The 19,522-nt window shown below is 70.8% G+C and carries 19 protein-coding genes and 1 pseudogene; 10 read left to right on the top strand and 10 right to left on the bottom strand.

What is annotated here, in order from left to right:
* Window position 1 precedes the first annotated feature (1 nt).
* Window positions 2–688: a class I SAM-dependent methyltransferase gene (locus VXC91_RS08190; RefSeq protein ID WP_329506240.1), complete on the top strand. Its 687-nt coding sequence runs from the start codon at window positions 2–4 to the stop codon at window positions 686–688.
* Between the two features lie 78 nt (window positions 689–766).
* Here the strand turns inward: VXC91_RS08190 and VXC91_RS08185 are convergent, their stop codons facing one another.
* Entirely contained in the window at window positions 767–1,561 is a 795-nt protein-coding gene (locus tag VXC91_RS08185; RefSeq protein ID WP_329506239.1) for a phytanoyl-CoA dioxygenase family protein, read from the bottom strand.
* Window positions 1,562–1,743: 182 nt separating this feature from the next.
* On the opposite strand from VXC91_RS08185, the gene VXC91_RS08180 reads away from it, so the two are divergent.
* Together VXC91_RS08180 and VXC91_RS08175 are read left to right on the top strand one after the other, a co-directional pair.
* Entirely contained in the window at window positions 1,744–2,613 is an 870-nt protein-coding gene (locus VXC91_RS08180; RefSeq protein WP_329506307.1) for a class I SAM-dependent methyltransferase, read from the top strand.
* A 78-nt stretch (window positions 2,614–2,691) separates the two neighbouring features.
* Window positions 2,692–3,393: an SDR family oxidoreductase gene (locus VXC91_RS08175; RefSeq protein WP_329506238.1), complete on the top strand. Its 702-nt coding sequence runs from the start codon at window positions 2,692–2,694 to the stop codon at window positions 3,391–3,393.
* Window positions 3,394–3,600: 207 nt separating this feature from the next.
* On the opposite strand, the gene VXC91_RS08170 is transcribed toward VXC91_RS08175, so the two are convergent.
* The 5 genes and pseudogenes from VXC91_RS08170 to VXC91_RS08145 form a co-directional block, all read right to left on the bottom strand.
* Complete coding sequence (locus tag VXC91_RS08170) at window positions 3,601–4,437, bottom strand: aldo/keto reductase (protein ID WP_329506237.1); 837 nt, start codon at window positions 4,435–4,437, stop codon at window positions 3,601–3,603.
* 364 nt (window positions 4,438–4,801) lie between these two features.
* Window positions 4,802–5,201: pseudogene (locus tag VXC91_RS08165) on the bottom strand (hypothetical protein).
* A gap of 57 nt (window positions 5,202–5,258) precedes the next feature.
* The gene (locus tag VXC91_RS08160) at window positions 5,259–7,085 is read right to left on the bottom strand and encodes an AMP-dependent synthetase/ligase (RefSeq protein WP_329506236.1); all 1,827 of its coding nucleotides are present in this window, start codon (window positions 7,083–7,085) and stop codon (window positions 5,259–5,261) included.
* Between the two features lie 277 nt (window positions 7,086–7,362).
* The gene (locus VXC91_RS08155; RefSeq protein ID WP_329506235.1) at window positions 7,363–8,847 is read right to left on the bottom strand and encodes an MFS transporter; all 1,485 of its coding nucleotides are present in this window, start codon (window positions 8,845–8,847) and stop codon (window positions 7,363–7,365) included.
* A gap of 342 nt (window positions 8,848–9,189) precedes the next feature.
* Window positions 9,190–9,360 carry a hypothetical protein gene (locus tag VXC91_RS08145; RefSeq protein ID WP_329506234.1) on the bottom strand — a complete coding sequence of 57 codons (171 nt, stop codon included), beginning with the start codon at window positions 9,358–9,360 and terminating at the stop codon, window positions 9,190–9,192.
* A gap of 3 nt (window positions 9,361–9,363) precedes the next feature.
* Here VXC91_RS08145 and VXC91_RS08140 point away from each other — a divergent pair, with 3 nt between their 5' ends.
* Window positions 9,364–9,840, top strand: coding sequence for a hypothetical protein (locus tag VXC91_RS08140; protein WP_329506233.1), 477 nt, complete (start codon window positions 9,364–9,366; stop codon window positions 9,838–9,840).
* A 23-nt stretch (window positions 9,841–9,863) separates the two neighbouring features.
* Here the strand turns inward: VXC91_RS08140 and VXC91_RS08135 are convergent, their stop codons facing one another.
* Window positions 9,864–10,472 (bottom strand): flavin reductase family protein, encoded by a 609-nt coding sequence (locus VXC91_RS08135; protein WP_329506232.1) that lies wholly within the window; start codon window positions 10,470–10,472, stop codon window positions 9,864–9,866.
* Between the two features lie 95 nt (window positions 10,473–10,567).
* The gene (locus VXC91_RS08130) at window positions 10,568–11,431 is read right to left on the bottom strand and encodes a LysR substrate-binding domain-containing protein (protein ID WP_329506231.1); all 864 of its coding nucleotides are present in this window, start codon (window positions 11,429–11,431) and stop codon (window positions 10,568–10,570) included.
* Window positions 11,432–11,591: 160 nt separating this feature from the next.
* Between VXC91_RS08130 and VXC91_RS08125 the strand changes: the two genes are divergently transcribed.
* Together VXC91_RS08125 and VXC91_RS08120 are read left to right on the top strand one after the other, a co-directional pair.
* Window positions 11,592–12,605, top strand: a complete 1,014-nt coding sequence (locus VXC91_RS08125) for a bile acid:sodium symporter family protein (RefSeq protein ID WP_329506306.1) — start codon at window positions 11,592–11,594, stop codon at window positions 12,603–12,605.
* Window positions 12,606–13,013: 408 nt separating this feature from the next.
* Complete coding sequence (locus VXC91_RS08120; RefSeq protein ID WP_329506230.1) at window positions 13,014–13,541, top strand: isochorismatase family protein; 528 nt, start codon at window positions 13,014–13,016, stop codon at window positions 13,539–13,541.
* 148 nt (window positions 13,542–13,689) lie between these two features.
* Here the strand turns inward: VXC91_RS08120 and fdhD are convergent, their stop codons facing one another.
* Complete coding sequence (fdhD, locus tag VXC91_RS08115; RefSeq protein WP_329506229.1) at window positions 13,690–14,538, bottom strand: formate dehydrogenase accessory sulfurtransferase FdhD; 849 nt, start codon at window positions 14,536–14,538, stop codon at window positions 13,690–13,692.
* Between the two features lie 305 nt (window positions 14,539–14,843).
* Window positions 14,844–15,815, bottom strand: coding sequence for a 2-dehydropantoate 2-reductase (locus VXC91_RS08110; protein WP_329506228.1), 972 nt, complete (start codon window positions 15,813–15,815; stop codon window positions 14,844–14,846).
* A 221-nt stretch (window positions 15,816–16,036) separates the two neighbouring features.
* Here VXC91_RS08110 and VXC91_RS08105 point away from each other — a divergent pair, with 221 nt between their 5' ends.
* From VXC91_RS08105 to VXC91_RS08090, 4 genes are all read left to right on the top strand, one after another.
* Window positions 16,037–17,362: an OFA family MFS transporter gene (locus VXC91_RS08105; RefSeq protein WP_329506227.1), complete on the top strand. Its 1,326-nt coding sequence runs from the start codon at window positions 16,037–16,039 to the stop codon at window positions 17,360–17,362.
* Entirely contained in the window at window positions 17,337–17,465 is a 129-nt protein-coding gene (locus VXC91_RS08100) for an MFS transporter small subunit (protein ID WP_329506226.1), read from the top strand. The genes VXC91_RS08105 and VXC91_RS08100 overlap by 26 nt, the downstream gene beginning before the upstream one ends.
* A gap of 160 nt (window positions 17,466–17,625) precedes the next feature.
* The gene (locus tag VXC91_RS08095) at window positions 17,626–18,573 is read left to right on the top strand and encodes a beta-ketoacyl-ACP synthase III (RefSeq protein WP_329506225.1); all 948 of its coding nucleotides are present in this window, start codon (window positions 17,626–17,628) and stop codon (window positions 18,571–18,573) included.
* 127 nt (window positions 18,574–18,700) lie between these two features.
* Window positions 18,701–19,375, top strand: coding sequence for a GntR family transcriptional regulator (locus VXC91_RS08090; RefSeq protein WP_329506224.1), 675 nt, complete (start codon window positions 18,701–18,703; stop codon window positions 19,373–19,375).
* Window positions 19,376–19,522 lie beyond the last annotated feature (147 nt).

Genomic DNA, 19,522 nt, shown 5'->3' with positions numbered 1-19,522 from the left:
CATGCTCGACTACGAGGCCGAGGCCGACGCGTACGACGCCACGCGCGGCGGCGAGCCCCGGGCCCGGGCGGCCGCCGACGCCGTGCTCGGACTGATACCCGAGGGCGCCGGCCGACTGCTCGACGTGGCCTGCGGCACGGGCATCGTGACCCGGCGGCTCGCGGCCGGGCGGCCCGGGCTGAGGGTGACCGGCGCCGATCTGACCCATGCGATGGCCCGGCTGGCCGTCGCACGGCTGCCCGCTGCCGTGTTCCGCGCCGACAGCCGTCGGCTGCCCGTCCGCGACGGGTCGTTCGACGCGGTCACGACCGTCTGGCTGCTGCATCTCCTCGAAGGTCCCGAGGACGTGCGGGCCGTGATCGACGAATGCGCCCGGGCCCTGCGGCCGGGCGGTGTGTACATCACCACTCTGGCCGGACGGCCACGGTGTGGCCGTCGCGAGCCGGCCGTACGGCGTGGCGGCGAGTGTCCCGGAGGCCGAGCCCGGCCCGGCCTCCGGGACACTCGGCGGGTGTGCGTTCTGCGCGCACCCGCCGACATTTGCGGTCGGGGGAGTCGGTGCCTCAGCGCATGCCGGCCTGCGGGCACACGGGCCGTGCCGTCGGCGAAGCCGTCAGGTGCGGCGCCCGCAGCGGCTGGAGGTGGTGGGCCACCGCCCGGCTGCCGACGCGGCTGCCGGTCCGGGTAGGGCCGAGGGCAGCGCGCCGCACCTGCTGTGTCCGGGTGCCATGAGCAGCCGGCGCGGAACGCGTGTCCGCCTCGGTCGTCACGAGGTGACGGTCCCCGGGGGCCGCCCTCCGTGGGCGAGACCCTGGCGGATCGCGAACTCCACCGCCGAGTAGTCGCCGTCCTGCCGCTCCAGCTCGCACGGCACCGCCGGATACAGCGGCGGCTGCGCCATGAAGCGGGGGCGTGCGCCATGGTGGGGCTGGGCCGCGTGGACGAGGAACGGATGGCAGAGGTAAACGTCCCCCGGGCGACCGGTGGCCCAGGCGAGCGGACGGTGCGCGGAGGCCGCCTCGACCTTCGGGCCGAGCTCCAGGAAGGAGGCGCCGCGTTCGCCGTACGGTTCCAGGACCGGGGGCACGTCGAGATGCGAGCCCACGCGGATGCGCGTCGGGGCATCGTCCTCGCCGACCTCGGTGAACAGGAAGAGCATGAGCAGCGCGCGGCCCTTCGACCACAGGTTCGTGTGCCACAGCGTGGCGCCCTCGGGCAGGTAGCTGCCCTCGATGTGCCAGCCCGCGTCGTCCGGTTCCTCTTCGTGCGGGAAGCGCAGCGGAAAGCTGCCCAGCGAGTATCGCGGATCCCAGCGGCGCTCGCCCACCAGCAGGTCGAAAGCCTCGTGCAGGGCGGAGGAGTTGGCCGCGGCGGCGAACGGGCCCTGCGCCATGCCGGCCACCCAGTACACCGGGTCCTTCCAGGTGCCGCGGTCGTCGGGGGCGTACCCGGTCTCCTTCCACAGCAGCCGCGCACATCCCTCCGCGACGCGCGGCGGAAAGGCACCCTCGATCTTCCCGAATCCGTCCCGGAGGAAGTGCTCCACCAACTCGTCGTCCATGGGGTCCATCGTGGGAGTCGGCCGGGGTCGGGCGCATCTCCTTTGTCGCGGGGCCCGTTCGTCAGGGGGAGACCGCGCGGCGTGCCGCTTCCGGGGCTGCGTTTGCCGGACCGGCAACAGAAGTGGCCGTCCCCCGGCGTGTGGGCGCAGTCTGGGAGCCTCCGGACGAGAGGCTCATGACCATGGCACACCACCACCAGGGCGACCACACCGACATCGACTGGGCCGTGATGGCTCCCTTGCTCGAGGCACAGGCGGAGCTGTTCACACCGCTGTACGAGAGGGTCATGGCCTGGCTCGCGGAGGAGGTGCCCGGACCGGGCCTGATCGTCGACACGGGCAGCGGTCCGGGTGTCGTCTCCTGCCTGTTCGCCGAGGCTTTCCCCGGCGCGCGGATCGTCGCGGTGGACGGTTCCGAGCCGCTGCTGGAGCGGGCACGAGCCCGGGCCGAACGGCTCGGACTCGCCGACCGATTCAGCACGGTCGCGGGTGAACTCCCCGAGGTCTTGGACGACTTGCCCTACCCGGCCGACCTGCTGTGGGCCAGCAACAGTCTGCACCACCTCGGTGACCAGCGGGCCGCTCTCACCGCGTTCGCCGGGCGGCTGGCGCCCGGCGGCACCCTGGCCCTGCTGGAGGGCGGACTGCCCGCCCGGTTCCTGCCTCGCGACATCGGCATCGGCCGTCCGGGGCTGCAGGCGCGCATCGATGCGGTGGAGGCCGAGTGGTTCGCGCGGATGCGGACGGCGCTGCCCGGCGCCGTCGCCGAGACCGAGGACTGGCCGGCCCTGCTGACCGCCGCGGGCCTGAAGCACACCGGCACGCGAAGCTTCCTGCTGGACCTGCCCGCACCGGTCACGGACCGGGCGCGCGCCTACGTCGTCGCCTCCCTGACCCGGCTCCGCGAAGCCCTCGAGGAGGACCTCGACCGCGAGGACCGGGCCACGCTCGACCGGCTCCTCGATCCTGAGGACGAGGTGAGCGTGCACCACAGGAGTGATGTGTTCGTGCTGAAGGCGCACACGGTGTACACGGCCGCACGGACCGCCTGAGGCCATGGCAGCCCCTTGACTTGGAGAGTGCTCGAAGTGATGAACTCCCCTGCGTCCATCGAGACAGAGGGGGAAACCATGACCGACTCTCCGGTCGCACTCATCACAGGTGGCGGCAGCGGGATCGGCGCCGCCGTGGCACGGCGGCTTCTCGACGCGGGGCACCGGGTCGCCGTCACCGGGCGCGGCGAACAGCGGTTGCGCGGTTTCGCCGACGAACTCGGCAATCCTGACGGCCTGTTGACGATCGCCGGGAGTGCCGCAGACCACGGCGAGGTACAGGCCGCCGTCGAGACCACGCTGAAGGAGTTCGGGCGGCTCGACACGGTGGTCGCCAACGCCGGGTTCGCCACCCACGACACGGTCGCCGAGGACGATCCGGCCGCATGGAGCGAGATGGTGCTGACCAATGTGCTCGGTCCCGCGCTGCTCATCAGGGCCTCCATCGACGCCCTCAAGGAGACCCGGGGCCGGATCGTGCTGGTGGGCAGCGTCGCCGGGTTCGTACCGGGGCCCGGAAACCTCTACGGGGCGACCAAGTGGGCGGTCACCGGGCTCGCCGAGAACACCCGCCGCCAGGTGACCGAATGGGGGGTGGGCGTGACCCTGATCGCGCCCGGTCGTGTGGAGACCCCGTTCTGGGACAGCTACGGCAGCCTCCCGCCCGGCCGACTCCTCACCGCCGACCAGATCGCCGACTCGATCGTCTGGGCGATCCGGCAGCCCGAGGGCGTCGACGTCAACACCGTGGTCGTGCGGCCGATCGGGCAGCCCAACTGACGTGCGCCGGCTGCCCGGTACCGCGCGGGAACCGCGGTACCGGGCAAGCCCGGCCGGTCCGGCCGCGAAGGGCCGGTTCACAGGCGGCGCACGGCGGACGGAAGATCGGCGAGTTCGCTCCGGCCTCGACCGGCCCCGTGGCGGGAGGCCGCTCGCGGGTCGGTCGAGGCGGAGCGGGGTCAGGACCTCAGCCGGTTCACGGACTCCTCAGCCCATGTCGAACGTGGCCGGGTCCGGACCGAGGCGGCGGTCCTCGTTGAGCGCGCTGATCGCCGCCATGTCCTCGGTGTCCAGCGAGAAGTCGAAGACCTCGATGTTCTCCCTGATCCGGGCCGGGGTCACGGACTTCGGGATCACGATGTTGCCCAGCTGGATGTGCCAGCGCAGCACGATCTGGGCCGGGGTGCGGTTGTGCTTCTGGGCGATGGCGATGATCGCCGGGACCTCGAGGAGGCCCCGGCCCTGGCCGAGCGGGGACCAGGCCTCCGTCGCGATGCCCTGCTGCGCGTGGTAGTCGCGTGCCGCGTGCTGCTGCAGGTGTGGGTGCAGCTCGATCTGGTTGACTGCCGGAATCAGCGCCGTCTGGGCGATCAGAGTCTCGAGGTGCTCCGGAAGGAAGTTGGAGACGCCGATCGCCGTGGCGCGGCCGTCCGCGTTGATCTTCTCCAGGGCCTTGTACGTCTCGACGAACTTGCCCCGGGACGGCAGCGGCCAGTGGATCAGAAAGAGGTCCACGTACTCCAGGCCGAGCTTCTCCAGCGATACGTCGATCGCACGCAGCGTGGAGTCGTACCCCTGGTCGGCGTTCCACAGTTTGGTGGTGACGAAGAGGTCCTTGCGCGGGATGCCGGAGGTGGTCACCGCCCTGCCGACGCCCTCTTCGTTGCCGTAGATCGCCGCCGTGTCGATGCTGCGGTACCCGGCCTCCAGGGCGGTGGCAACGCTGCTCTGCGCCTCGTCGTCCGGCACCTGCCAGACGCCGAAGCCCAGCTGGGGCATCGCGACGCCGTTGTTCAGGATGATCGGGGGGACCTTGCTGCTCACGAGCTCTCGATCCTTCAGTCGTGGGGTGGTACTCCCATGGTCGACGATCACGGCCCCCCTTGCATTCCTGGCCGGCCGTGTCCTCGGGGAACCTACGCGACCCCCACAGATTGGCCGGAAACGGATCCGGCCTTCCCGGTCCGGACCATCGACCGGGTACTGCCGTCTCGCAAATTTTCGGGCCGGCGAATCCATCCGCGTCCAGCCGGCGCCGGCGCACGCTCCATCACAGCCGGTCTGCCCCTCGTCATGAGTCTGCGCACCCGCACAGGAGCTGCCACCGCGCCTCAGGCGGTCGGATCGGACGTCACCGCACAGCGGACCGCCACGACCACCAACACGGCGAACCTACGCGGTCACAGCCCTAGGCGTCCCGGCGTCGGTCCCGGATCTCAGGGCGTTGCCGGAAGCCGGCGGACTTGTAGGTGGCGACGGCGCCGACATTGGAGCTCGGGGTGCAGACGATCGCGCTCGACGAGCCCAGCTCCTGGAGTGCGGCCGCCGCGGCGACGGTGATCGCCTCGTCCCGGTGAGCGTCCGGCGCGATCGTCAGCCGCAACAGTTCGGGACCGTCCAGCAACCCGACGGCGAGAATCTGTCCGTCCCGGCTCCAGGTCCGCACCGCCGCGGCCGTCGCCTCTGCACCGAACCGCCAGAACCAGCCCAGATCCCCCGGATGCAGTTGCATCGGCGCCCCGTCGTACTGCCACTCCCGCAGCCTTGCTCAACCCGTCGACTCCCGGCGTGCCCAGCACCATCGCCATACCCCCGATCACACACCACCGTGCCGACAGCCCGCACCGGGTTTCCGTGCATCGTGCTCAGGCCCGGTACAGCGCCTCCACCTCGTTCGAGTACGCGTTCTCGATCGCCTTGCGCTTCAGCTTCAGCGACGGCGTGAGCAGTCCGTGTTCCTCGGTGAACTGATGCGCGAGGATCCGGAAGGTGCGGATCGACTCGGCCTGCGAGACCAGCGTGTTCGCCGCCACCACCGCGCGCCGCACCTCGGTCTCCAGATCGGGGTCGCGCACCAGGTCGGCCGGGGACATGCTCGGCTTGCCGCGCATCTGCAGCCAGTGTTCGACGGCATCGGAGTCGAGCGTCACGAGCGCCGCGACGTACGGGCGGTCGTTGCCGACGACGATGCATTGCGCGACCAGCGGATGGTCCCGTACGCGCTCCTCCAGTACCCCGGGCGAGACGCTCTTGCCGCCGGAGGTCACCAGGATCTCCTTCTTGCGCCCGGTGATGGTGAGAAAGCCGTCCTCGTCCAGGGAACCCAGGTCGCCCGTGGCGAGCCAGCCGTCGTGCAGGGCCTGGTCGGTGGCCTTGGGGTTGTTGAGGTAGCCGTGGAAGAGGTGGGGGCCGTACAGCCAGATCTCGCCGTCGTCCGCGATGTGCACGGTCGTGCCGGGGACAGCCTGGCCGACCGTGCCGTACCGGGTGCGCCCGGGCGGGTTCGCGGTCGCGGCCGCTGTCGACTCCGTCAGGCCGTACCCCTCGTAGATCTGAACGCCCGCGCCCGCGAAGAACAGTCCGAGCCGGCGGTCCATCGCCGAGCCTCCGGACATTGCCTGCCGCACCCGGCCGCCCATCGCCGCGCGGATCTTGGCGTACACGACCTTTTCGAAGAACTGGTGCTGCATGCGCAGGCCCGCCGAGGGGCCGGGGCCGATGCCCCACGCCTTGGCCTCGATCGCGTCGGCGTACTTCACGGCGACCTCGACCGCCTTCTCGAAGGGTGCGGACCGGCCCTCCTTCTCGGCCTTGCGGCGGGCAGCGCTGAAGACCTTCTCGAAGATGTACGGCACCGCGACGAAGAACGTCGGCTTGAACGCGGCCAGGTCGAGCAGCAGCGCCGCCGCGTTCAGTTGCGGCTGGTGGCCGAACTTGACCCGGCCGCGGAAGGCTGCGACCTGCACCATCCGCCCGAAGACATGGGCCAGCGGCAGGAACAGCAGGGTGGCGGCCTCATCGCCTTTCTTGGAGTGGAAGACCGGCTCCCAGCGCTCGATGACCGTGTCGGCCTCGAACATGAAGTTGCCGTGCGTGAGGAGACACCCCTTGGGGCGGCCGGTGGTGCCGGAGGTGTAGATGACCGTCGCCGTCGAGTCCGGAGTGACCGCCTGCCGGTGCCGGTGCACCACCTCGTCCTCGATGTGCGCCCCCGCGTCGTACAGCTCCTGCACGGCACCCACGTCGAGCTGCCACAGCCGGTGCAACTGCGGCAGCCGGTCGATGACGGTGGCGATCGTCATCGCGTGGTCCTCGTGCTCCACCATGGCGGCCGACACCTGCGCGTCGTAGAGCATCCAGAAGACCTGCTCGGCCGACGAGGTGGGGTAGACGGGCACCACCTGGGCGCCGATCGTCCAGAGCGCGAAGTCGAAGAGAGTCCACTCGTAACGCGTACGGCACATGATCGCGACCCGGTCCCCGAACCGGACGCCTTGCGCCAGCAGACCCTTGGCGAGCGCGAGGACCTCGTCGCGGAACTCCGCGGCGGTCACATCGCGCCACCGGCCCTCCTCGTCCTTGCGGCCGAGGGCGACACGGAGGGGATCTTCCTGGGCATACTTGAAAACGACATCGGCCAGACCGCCCACCGGCGGCGCCGATGCCAACGGAGGGTTGGTGAACTCGCGCAATCCCACTCCTTGTGGCGCTCCGCACAGCGCCGTGAAAGCTACCCCAACGCAGGGCCGGGCGGGAGGGGGGCGGTCTCCTGGACACTCGTCGCAAGCCCACAGGTCAGCCACGGAAAATGACCGCACATGGGGTAGCGCCGGGCAGAACTCCCTACGGCGGCGTAGGTTCCCGCCCCGCAATCTCCACGGAATCTGTGCGCCGCATTTACGGCTCCATGCACCCTACTCGCGAGTATCATCAGCCGGTGGCCTTTCGCATGGTCACCGCCCGCGCCGTTCACCCCCGCGTCGCCGTCTCCTTCATCATCTCGGGCCCCGGTTGCGCGACCGCGGACCGCGGCTGCCGTACCAGAACCAGCACCAGCACTCCCGCCAGCATCCCCGCCAGACCCGCGACCACCAGAGCCGCGTTGAGCCCCGAGGCGAACGCGGTGCGCAGCGTGTGCTCGGGGAACACACCACGCAGTGCCGCGGACCCGCCGCCCGCCAAGGTGTGCGCCGAGTCGTGCGACAGCGTGGCCTGCATATGGGAGGTGAGTACGGTGCCGAAGGTGGCCACCCCAAGGGCGTACCCCAACTGACGGAACGTATTCACCGCTCCGCCCGCCATGCCCGCCCGCTCCGGCGGCACCGAGGCGAGCGCCGCCCCGGCCACGGTGGGCGACACGAATCCGCTGCCGACGCCCACCAGGACGAACCCGGGCACCAGCGCGGTCCAGTCGCTGCCCGCGTCCAGAACGGCCTCGCAGAAGGCGCCCGAGCCGATCAGGAGCATCCCGCCGCCGATGGTCAGCCGGGCGGGCACCCCGTGCAGCAGCCGACCGACCAGGATGGCGACGGTCATGGAGGCGAACGTCAGTGGCAGCAGCGTCAGTCCACCGTGCACCGGACTCATGCCGAGCAGCGTCTGCGTCCAGATCGAGAAGTAGGGAGTCATCCCGAAGGCCACACCGCTGAAGGCCAGCGCGCCCGTCATCACGCCCACGAACGCGGGCTTGCGCAGCAGCGACAGATCGAGCAGGGGATGCTCCACCCGGCACTCCACCATCACGAAGAGCATCAGGGCCAGCGTCGCGAGCCCGAACGAGCTCAGCGTCGTGGGGGAGGACCAGCCGTCCACCCCGGCGCGCACCACGCCGTAGGTCGTCCCACCCGCGAATCCCGCGAAGGTGACCGTGCCCGCCCAGTCGATCCGCAGACTGCCCGGACCCCGCGACTCCGGAACCGCCCGCAGCATGAGCACCACCGCGGCCACACTGACCGGCAGGTTCACGAAGAAGATCCACCGCCACCCCGGTCCCTCGGTGAGCGCACCGCCGAGCACCGGTCCCACCGCCGCGGCCGAGCCGCTGACCGCGCCCCAGACGCCGAGCGCGGCCGACCGCTGCCGCCCTCGGTAGACGGAGCCGAGCAGCGGAAGCGTCGTCGCGTACATGGCGGCCCCGCCCACCCCCTGCAACGCCCGGGCGGCCACCAGCGCGCCGGGCCCGGAGGCGAGGCCGCACATCAGCGACGCCACCGCGAACACGGCCACCCCCACGACATGCACCCGGCGCCGCCCGAGAATGTCGGCCGCGGCGCCGATCCCGAGCAGCAGTGCCGCCAGCGCGAGCGCGTATCCGTCGACCACCCACTGCAGATCGCTCAGCGAGGCGTCCAACGACCGTGCCACGTCCGGCAGTGCGACGACCACGATCGTCACGTCCAGCAGCAACATGAATGTGCTCAGGCACACCGCCGTGAGCGGCCCCGATGTGCGCATGTCTCAACTCCCTCTGCGATGGATGCGTGTGACTCCCTACGATGAGCCGCAAGCGGCCGATCGCAGCGCAAGGCAACGCTGGGCGCCGGAATTCGACGAAGGAAGGTTCGAAGGCGAGGGGATCCCACGCCCTCGACAAGACATCGTTGCGACGGCGGGGGTCGGGAGCACCCGGGAGCTACGCCTGTCCGAGCGGCCCCCTCGGCCGGCTCGAGGGCGTCCAGCACGTGGAGATGACACCGTTTCGGCGCCGGGTCGAACAGCTCGACTGTCAGCGTCCGCCGCGCTGACCCGCGGTCGTCCGGCCCCCGCGCAGACCCGACGCCGAGGGGCGCCGCCTGTTCAGAGGTTCAGCAGGCCCCGTACCACCGGGAGCAGTTCCCTGGGGTCCGCCGCCGCGAGTTCCTCGAACGCCCCGGCGCCACGTCCCATGAGCACCCCGATGAACGCGGCCGTCACCACCTGGGCCCGCAACCGCGGCCGGTCCAGGCCCTGAGCCTGTCGTTCACGCAACGTGTGCTCAGCCTCGCGATCTTTGCGGTGGTCGGGGGCAGCGCCACGGCGCTCATCGCGGGGACGATTTTCGACGCGATCCCCGGTTCCTTCCTCGCTCTCGTGGGCGTCATCACCCTGATGGCGGGCGCCGTGGCGGCCGGTACCGTCCTCCTCATCCGCGTCTTCGGCCCGATCGGTGTCCCGCTGGGCTCGATCTTCATGCTGGTGATGGGCAATGCCACGAGCGGCGGTGTCCTGCCCCCGTCCTTCCTGCCGGGCTGGCTGCAACCGCTGGCCTCGGTCATGCCCGCGGGCGTCGGGGTGCGGGCCATCAACGGGCTGGCGTACTTCCACGACGACGGTGTCGGCAGCGCTGTGGTGATCCTCTGCTGCTGGATCGTGTTCTGCGTCGGGGCCGTCTTCGGCCTGGACCGGATCGCCGCCTCGTCGGCCATCGTGCACGTCGCGCATCGCGGAAAGCCCGCGGCGCACGCCTGATCCCCGTGCGGCGCGGATCGAGATCAGCGGGTGCCGGGTTCTTCGTAGGGGATGCGGCGCAGGTGCAGGATCTCGCCCAGAGTGCCCCATTCGTCGCCGCCGAGCTTGGCGAGCGGCTGTAGCGACCGGCTGTGGGGGCGGCCGTCGACGAGGCAACTGTCTTCCACGGCGGCGTGGACCACCCGTCCGAAGACCAACGTGGAGTTGCCCATCCGCAGGGTGGTGTGCGACCGGCACTCCAGGACCACCGGCGAGGCGGCGACCCTCGGAGGACGCACGCACCGGCTGTCCTCGCGCTCGACGCCGGCGGTCTCGAATTCACTGACCGACCGGGGATGGTCGATGGCGGTGGCGTTGATCAGTGCCATCAGCGGTGCGGAGGAGAAGTTGACGACGAACTCGCCGGTGTCCTCGACATTGCGCAGAGAGTCCTTGCGGCCGATCGAGGTGAACTGCACGATCGGCGGGTCGGTGCTGGCGATGCTGAAGAAGGAGTGCGGGGCGAGGTTCTCGCTGCCTCCGTCCGAGGCGACCGTGGACACCCAGGCGATCGGGCGGGGCACGACGACCGACGTCAGGAACCTGTAGAAGGAGGCCTGGCTCATCGCCTCGGGGTCGTACTCGACGCGCATGCGGACCAGTATGGAGCGGGGCACGTTCCGTGACGGCCATGACATGGCCCGCCGGGGTGTGCCGTGCCGGGCCGGGGTGTTTCGGGCGGTCCTCGTCAGGGCCGTTGCAGCCGGTCCCCGCCCGCCAGGATCGCCCTCGCCAGTGCCTGGGCGGCGGTGCGGGCCTGGCCCTGTCTGGGGCCGTGCGCCAGGACGAAGTCGATCTCGCCGAGCTCCGGCAGGCCCGCCCGCTCGGGGATGCGTACGAGGCCCGGCGGGACCAGCCCGCGGGAGTGGGCCATCACGCCCAGGCCGGCGCGGGCAGCCGCGATCAGGCCGTTGAGGCTGCCGCTGGTACACGTGATGCGCCAGGCCCGGCCCTGCTTCTCGAGCGCCTCCAGGGCGCGGGCGCGTGTGATGCCCGGCGGTGGATAGACGATCAGCGGAACCGGCCGGTCGGGGTCAAGGCGCAGCCGTTCCGCGCCGATCCACACCAGTCTGTCGTGCCGGACCAGTTCGCCGCGCGGGTCCTCGGCCCGCCGTTTGGCGAGCACCAGATCGAGACGGCCCGCCGCGAGCCGCTCGTGCAGCGTGCCCGACAGTTCGACCGTCAGCTCCAGGTCCACCTCGGGATGGTCGTACCGGAACGCCTCCAGGATCTCCGGCAGCCGGGTCAGCACGAAGTCCTCCGAGGCGCCGAACCGGAGGCGGCCCCGCAACCGTGTCCCGGTGAAGAACGCCATCGCCTGCTCGTGGACCTCCAGGATCCGGCGGGCGAAGCCGAGCATCGCCTCGCCGTCCTCCGTCAGTTCCACGGAGTGCGTGTCCCGGGAGAACAACTGCCGTCCGGTCGTGTCCTCCAGCCGTCGCACGTGCTGGCTGACCGTCGACTGGCGCAGCCCGAGCCGCCGGGCGGCCTGTGTGAAGCTCAGCGTCTGGGCCACCGCCAGAAACGTGCGCAACTGGGAAGGGTCGTACACGCACTCCAGCTTATCGCGATTCGTGATGACAGTCAGAGCGGTATACCGGATTCCCGATCAGCCACCGGAAGAGGACGATGGAGAGGGCACGACCGTGTCCGGCATGGAACGTACAGCGAAGCAATGGAGCACAGTGAAACGCCTGCAATGGCCGCCATGGATGCCCGTGGACCCGTTCATCGTCCTGATGCTGGGGACGGTGGGTCTTGCGGCTCTCTTCCCGGCCCGGGACACGGCCGCCGATGTGGCGTCCGGCGCCTCCACCGCCGCGATCGCCCTGCTCTTCTTCCTGTACGGAGCCCGGCTGTCCACCCGTGAGGCGCTCGCGGGGTTCAAGCACTGGCGCTTGCACGTCACCGTGCTGGCCGGCACCTTCGTGGTCTTCCCGCTCCTGGGCCTTGCGGCGCACGCTCTGGTGCCGGTGCTGCTGACCCACAGCCTCTACACCGGCCTGCTCTTCCTCACGCTCGTCCCGTCCACCATCCAGTCCTCGATCGCCTTCACCTCGATCGCACGCGGAAACGTGCCGGCCGCGATCTGCGCGGGCTCCTTCTCCTCCCTCGCCGGGATCGTCGTCACCCCGCTGCTCGCGGCGGCACTGCTCGGCGGCAGCGGGGGCGGCTTCTCCGCGGACTCTCTGATCAAGATCGTTCTGCAACTGCTGGTGCCCTTCCTCGCCGGCCAGGTGCTGCGGCCTTGGGCCGGCGGCTTCATCACGCGGCACAAGAAGGTGCTCGGGCTCGTCGACCGCGGCTCGATCCTGCTGGTCGTCTTCACCGCTTTCAGCGAGGGCATGGTCCAGGGCATCTGGCACCAGGTGAGCCCGCTCAGGCTGGGCGGCCTCCTCGTCGTCGAGGGTGCGCTGCTCGGCGTGATGCTGGTCCTGACCTGGTACGGCAGCCGGGCGCTGGGCTTCGGCCGGGAGGACCGGATCGCGATCCAGTTCGCCGGGTCCAAGAAGTCCCTCGCCTCCGGACTGCCGATGGCGAGCGTCCTCTTCGGCGCACACGCCTCGTTGGCCGTTCTCCCGCTGATGCTCTTCCATCAGATGCAGCTCATGGTGTGCGCGGTGATCGCCAAGCGCCGCTCCCGCGACCTTCAGGACACGCGGGTCAGTCTCGTGCCGGCCGCAGCGACGCGAACCGCGGTCGGTACCGGAACACGTTCCGGCTGAGGGGGCCTGTGCCGGGGCGCCCGTCGTGTCCAGTCGGTGGATGTCAAGGCTGAGCACCGGTCGGCCGCTGCCCGGTACCGGGCGCGCCTGAGGGTTGTACCGGGCCGTGCCAGGGTCCGGCGGGGTGTGAGCGGTGCGGCCGCGCAGACCAGGGCCGGCACCGGGCCGAGCCCGGTCCCGGCCCGCCGCCGTGCTCGGCCTCGTCCGCACGCCCGGGACGTGAGCGGCTGGCGCGCAGCCGGTCCGGGGGCCACCGGCCGAGGCGGCCAGCGGCTGGTCGCGGACGCGGCCCCACGCTCGCCGGAGGGAGGCTGTCCGCCCCGCCGGCGGTGGCGGAACGCGATCGGTTCACGGAGCTGTTGATCCGGATTTCCGGTACGGACGGCTCACGGGGGATAACGTTCCGTCATGACCGCACCCCTCGCGCTCGATCCAGCGCGCACCGCCCTCGTGCTCGTCGACCTGATGGACCGCATCGTCGCCCTGCCGTTGGAGCCCCGCAAAGGCACCGAAGTCCTCGCCACGGCGGAGGAACTGGCGCGCTCGTTCCGTTCGGCCGGCGCTCCCGTCGTCCTCATCCGCGTCGAGCGTCCCGGCGTCACCGAGCAGCCGCCCGGCAGCGGACTGGTGGCCGGGCTGCTCCAGGACGGCGACCTGGAGGTGGTGAAGCGGACGATCGGCGGCTTCCAGGGCACGGGCCTGGACGAGCGTCTGCGGGAACACCGCATCCGCACCCTGGTCCTCGGCGGCATCGCCACCAACCTGGGCGTCGAGTCCACCGCCCGTGCCGCCGCCGATCTCGGCTACGAACTCGTCTTCGTCGAGGACGCCATGACGGCGCTCACCGCCGCCGAGCACGAGGCGTCGGTCAGGCTCGACTTCCCGCGGCTGGGATCGGTGGCGACCGCCGCTCAAGTGCGCCTGACGACCGGCTGACCAGTACTCGCGCCCGGACATCGCCTACGTACCCGTCCGGGACGCGGAGCCCGATCAGGTGTTCCTCGCCTGGGAGGCGGGCCGCCGCTCACCCCTGATCGCCGACTCGCCCGGATCGCGCAGGCACAGGGCTGAGGCGAGGAACCGGTCAGCCCCGGGCGGCCGTGGCCTGCAGCGCGATGCGGTCCTCGCCCGCGTACACGTTCATGGAACTGCCCCGCAGGAATCCGACCAGGGTCAGTCCGGTCTCGGCGGCCAGGTCCACGGCCAGCGACGACGGGGCCGAGACCGCGGCCAGTACCGGGATGCCCGCCATCACGGCCTTCTGGGCCAGCTCGAAGGAGGCCCGGCCCGACACCAGCAGAACGGCGCGCGAGAGGGGCAGGTCGCCGTTCTGCAGGGCGCGGCCGACCAGCTTGTCGACCGCGTTGTGCCGGCCCACGTCCTCACGGACGTCGAGCAGCTCGCCGTCCTCGGTGAACAGGGCTGCGGCGTGCAGGCCCCCGGTCCGGTCGAAGACCCGCTGGGCCGCCCTGAGCCGGTCGGGGAGGCTCGCGAGCGCCATGGGGTCCAGCCGGACCGGGGGAGTGTCGGCGATGGGCCAGCGCGCCGTCGTCCGCACCGCGTCCAGGCTCGCCTTGCCGCACAGGCCGCACGAAGAGGTGGTGTACACGTTGCGCTCCAGCGTGATGTCGGGGATCGCCACGCCCGGCGCGGTCCTCACGTCCACCACGTTGTACGTGTTGGAGCCGTCCGCCGTGGCCCCCGCGCAGTACACGATGTTCTGCAGATCCCGCTGCTCGGCCAGCACGCCCTCGCTGACCAGGAACCCCGCGGCGAGCGCGAAGTCGTCGCCGGGGGTACGCATGGTGATCGCGAGGGGTTTGCCGTTGAGCCTGATCTCGAGTGGTTCCTCGGCGACGAGCGTGTCGGGCCGGGCCGAGACGGCCCCGTCCCGGATGCGGATCACCTTGCGTCGTTCCGTGACTCGTCCCATGTCCTGATCAGCCCCGGTTCCTTGCGTGCTGGCGGCCGAAACGGCCCTTGTCGCGGAGGTCGCCGTCGGTCACCGGGTTGTGGCAGAGAGGTGACCTCGACGATCTCATTGTCCTGCACCCGCGGGGCGGGACGGCAGGCCGCTCCGCGGTGGTCGCACACCATGGTGGCACCCGTTCGACCCGGACCGTCCCGGGTGTCCGCGGCGCGCCCGCCCGAGCCGGACGCGGCCGGCCGACCGGCGAAGCCCGGGGCGTGACACGAGCCGGTACGGGGACCCGGTGCGGGTCCGCGTATCGCGTGGCCTCATGCGGCGCTCCTGAGCGCGAGCAGGTCCGAGATGGCGTGGACGGTGCGCAGGGTGGGCACATCGACGTCGGTGATCTCCGCCAGCTCGACGACGGCTGCCAGCAGGACGTCGAGTTCGAGCGGTTTGCCGCGCTCCAGGTCCTGCAGGGTGGAGGTGCGGTGGTCGCCGACCCGTTCCGCGCCCGCGAGTCGCCGCTCGATGGAGACGCCCACCGTGCAGCCGAGGGCCTCGGCGACCGTGAGCGTCTCGCGCATCATGGTCTCGATGACCTTGCGGGTTCCGCCGTGCAGGCACATCTGCCGCATGGTCGCGCGGGCCAGCGCGCTGATGGGGTTGAAGGAGATGTTGCCGAGCAGCTTGAGCCAGATGTCGTTGCGCAGGTCCGGCTCGACGGGGCACTTGAGCCCGCCCGCCTGCATGGCCTCGCTGAGCGCCAGACAGCGGTCCGAGACGCTGCGGTCGGGTTCTCCGATGGAGAACCGGGTGCCTTCGAGATGACGGACGATTCCCGGGGCCTCCAGCTCGGTCGCCGCGTAGACGACGCATCCGATGGCCCGTTCGGGCGCGAGCACCGCACTGACCGCGCCGTCCGGGTCCACGCTCTCGACGCGATGACCCTCGTGGGGGCCGCCGTGCCGGTGGAAGTACCACCAGGGGATGCCGTTCTGGGCGGCCACGACCGCCGTGGTGTCGTGCAGGAGCGGCTCGATCAGCGGCCCGCACGCCGCGTACGAGTTGGCCTTCAGACCCAGGAACACATAGTCGACCGGGCCGATCTCGGCCGGGTCGGCGGTGGCGTGGGCGTGCGCGGTGAAGTCGCCGCGTGGGCTGAGCACCTGCACTCCGTCTCGCCTCATGGCCGCAAGATGCGGTCCACGGGCGATGAGATGCACATCGGCGCCCGCGCGATGGAGCGCGGCACCGACGTAGGCGCCGATGGCACCGGCGCCGAGGACTGCCACTTTCACAGGAACACTCCGTTCGGTCGAGGGAGTACCGCGGAGGTGATGAGAGATGCCGAATCATAGTCGACGAAATATTGTCTACAGTATGGAATAGCGCGTGGCAAGGGGCCGTGCAGCACCGAAGCCGGTGGCGATGACCGTTCGGCGCAGTCTGCATACCGCTCACCGCATACTGTCGACGGGACCGTTCTCAACTCCGCTCGGGATTCGTACCGTTCTGGATCATGAGTCCTCCTGTCGCTCCCCCGGGATGGAGCCGTTGGCTGGTTCCGCCCGCCGCCCTGTCGGTCCACCTCTCCATCGGTCAGGCCTACGCCTGGAGCGTGTTCAAGCCGCCCTTGGAGTCCGCGCTCCACCTCAACGGCACCCAGAGCGCGCTGCCGTTCCAGCTGGCCATCGTGATGCTCGGCCTGTCGGCCGCGTTCGGCGGAACGCTCGTGGAGCGCAACGGACCGCGCTGGGCGATGACCGTCGCCCTGATCTGCTTCTCCTCGGGATTCCTGCTCGCCGCGCTGGGGGCCCAGACCGAGCAGTACTGGCTGATCGTCCTCGGCTACGGGTTCATCGGCGGTATCGGCCTGGGCATCGGCTACATCTCCCCCGTCTCCACGCTGATCAAATGGTTCCCGGACCGGCCCGGCATGGCCACCGGCATCGCCATCATGGGATTCGGCGGCGGCGCGCTGATCGCCTCGCCCTGGTCGGCGCAGATGCTGCAGTCGTTCGGCACCGACCACTCGGGGATCGCGCTCGCCTTCCTCGTGCACGGGCTGTCGTACGCCGTCTTCATGTCGCTGGGCGTCCTGCTGGTGCGGGTGCCACGCGCCGAGAAGCCCGTGGGGTCGGGGCCGAGCGCCTTCGAGGGCGTCCAGGTCTCCGCGGCCAGTGCCGTGCGTACACCGCAGTTCTGGTGCCTGTGGATCGTGCTGTGCATGAACGTGACCGCCGGCATCGGGATCCTCGAGAAGGCCGCCCCGATGATCACGGACTTCTTCGCGGACACCTCCACCCCGGTGTCGGTCTCCGCGGCCGCCGGCTTCGTCGCCCTGCTGTCGGCGGCCAACATGGCGGGCCGTATCGGCTGGTCCTCGACCTCGGACCTGATCGGCCGCAAGAACATCTACCGCGTCTACCTGGGCGTCGGCGCGCTCATGTACCTGCTCATCGCGTCCTTCGGCGACTCGTCGAAACCGCTGTTCATCCTCTGCGCGCTCGTGATCCTCTCCTTCTACGGCGGCGGCTTCGCGACGATCCCCGCCTATCTGAAGGACCTGTTCGGGACGTACCAGGTCGGCGCGATCCACGGCCGCCTGCTCACCGCCTGGTCGACCGCGGGTGTCCTCGGCCCGCTGATCGTGAACTGGATCGCCGACCACCAGAAGGAGGCCGGCAAGCACGGATCGTCCCTCTACGGCCTATCTTTCATGATCATGATCGGGCTGCTCGTCATCGGGTTCGTCGCCAACGAATTCGTACGGCCGGTCCACCCCCGCCACCACATCCCCGCACCGCAGGAGGCCGCCGATGGCCGGCGAGAACAGCCCGCCTGACCGCCGCGCACTGATCGCCCTCTCCTGGCTGTGGGTGGGGGCGCCCCTGTGCTACGGCATCTACGAGCTCGTCCTGAAGGCCAAGCAGCTCTTCACCGGGTGAGGCCCCGACGGCCGTACAGGAAGACCTCGGGCGTCCGAGGATCTGCGGGAAGCCGACAACACAGGCATCCCATTCCTGTCGGTTCACATGCCCTCATACCGGTGAGTCACTGATCAGACTGGTGGATCCCGCTACCCAAGGCTTCGAGGGGGATCCGCTCATGAACGGCTCGCGCATCACCGCCGTCGGCCATTACCAGCCCGCCCAGGTCCTCACCAACGAGGACCTGGCGGGCATGGTCGACACGAGCGACGAGTGGATCACCAGCCGGGTGGGCATCCGGACGCGCCACATCGCGGGGGCCGACGAGCCCGTCGACGAACTGGCCGCGCACGCCGCCGCCAAGGCGCTCGCGGCGGCCGGGCAAGGGCCGGGCGACATCGACCTGGTCGTGGTCGCCACCTCCACCGCCATCGACCGCTCGCCCAACACGGCCGCCCGCGTCGCCGCCCGGCTCGGCATCCCGTCCCCGGCGGCGATGGACATCAACGTCGTCTGCGCGGGCTTCACCCATGCGCTCGCCACCGCGGAACACGCCCTGCGCGCCGGCGCGGCCACGCGTGCGCTCGTCGTCGGTGCCGACAAGATGTCCGATGTGACGGACTGGACCGACCGTACGACGTGCGTGCTGGTCGGGGACGGTGCCGGGGCCGCCGTCGTCGAGGCGTGCCCTCCGGGTGACCAGCCAGGCATCGGGCCCGTGCTGTGGGGCTCGGTGCCCGAGATGGGACACGCGGTGCGCATCGAGGGCACGCCCCCGAGGTTCGCCCAGGAGGGGCAGAGCGTGTACCGGTGGGCGACCACCCAGCTCCCGCCCATCGCCCGACAGGTCTGCGAGCGGGCCGGGACCGCGCCGGAGGACCTCGCCGCGGTCGTGCTGCACCAGGCGAACCTGCGCATCATCGAGCCGCTCGCCGAGAAGCTCGGTGCCGTGAACGCGGTCGTCGCAACCGATGTCGCCGAGTCGGGGAACACCTCCGCGGCGAGCATCCCGCTCGCGTTGTCGAAGCTGGTGGAGCGCGGAAAGATCGAGACGGGCGACCGGGTGCTGCTGTTCGGCTTCGGTGGGAACCTGTCGTACGCCGGGCAGGTCGTCCGCTGCCCGTGAACAACTGTCCGGGTGGGTGTGACAAGCCCAACTCGCCGCGCCTCTGGCCATGGTGCGCCGTAGACTGTAGACGAAAGACACTGGCCTTCCGGCCACTGCGCCGCCGTTGTCCTGGAGGGGGACCGCGATGTTGTCGACAGGACTGCCGCAGGGGGCGGTGCCCAAACTCGAGCGGCCCGGGCCGCTGCGCGACCGGGTCTACGAGGCACTGCTCGAACTCATCACCACCCGCGCGCTGCAGCCAGGTCAGCATCTCGTGGAGAGCGAGCTCGCCGGGCACCTCGGGGTCTCCCGGCAGCCGGTGCGCGAGGCGTTGCAGCGGCTGAACACCGAGGGATGGGTCGATCTGCGGCCCGCCCAGGGCGCGTTCGTGCACGAGCCGACGGAGGAGGAGGCCGACCAACTCCTGACGGTGCGCACACTGCTGGAGGCCGAGGCGGCCCGGCTGGCCGCCGCCAACGCGGGCAGCGCCGGCATCGCGGACCTGGAGGAGCTGTGCGCACAGGGCGAGGGCGCCGTGGCGAACGACGACGTCGACGGGGCGGTCGCGATGAACGCCCGCTTCCACGCGAAGGTGATGGAGCTGGCGGGCAACGCGGTGCTCGCCGAGCTCGCCGGACAGGTCGACCGCCGGGTGCGCTGGTACTACACGCCGGTCGCCCGCCAGCGCGGCAGGCAGTCCTGGGTCGAGCACCGTGAGCTGATCGCCGCGATCGCGGACCGCGACGAGCAGCGGGCCACCCAGCTGATGCGCGAGCACACCGAGCACACCCGGCGGTCGTATCACGCGCGGGCGAAGTGACGCCGGCGCGGGCCGAGCAACGCTGCGACAGCCGCCCTCACCGTATGCGGGAGCCCTCGGCCGGCCGTGCGCGCTCCCGCTCCCACCCTTCAGGGCCTCGGCTAGTGCTGTGGCCGGAAGGGTTTGCCGGAAAGCTCGCGGCGTCCG

This window comes from Streptomyces chiangmaiensis, assembly GCF_036281785.1.
GTDB classification, from domain to species: domain Bacteria; phylum Actinomycetota; class Actinomycetes; order Streptomycetales; family Streptomycetaceae; genus Streptomyces; species Streptomyces chiangmaiensis.
This window is presented reverse-complemented; position numbering and strand designations above follow the sequence as displayed.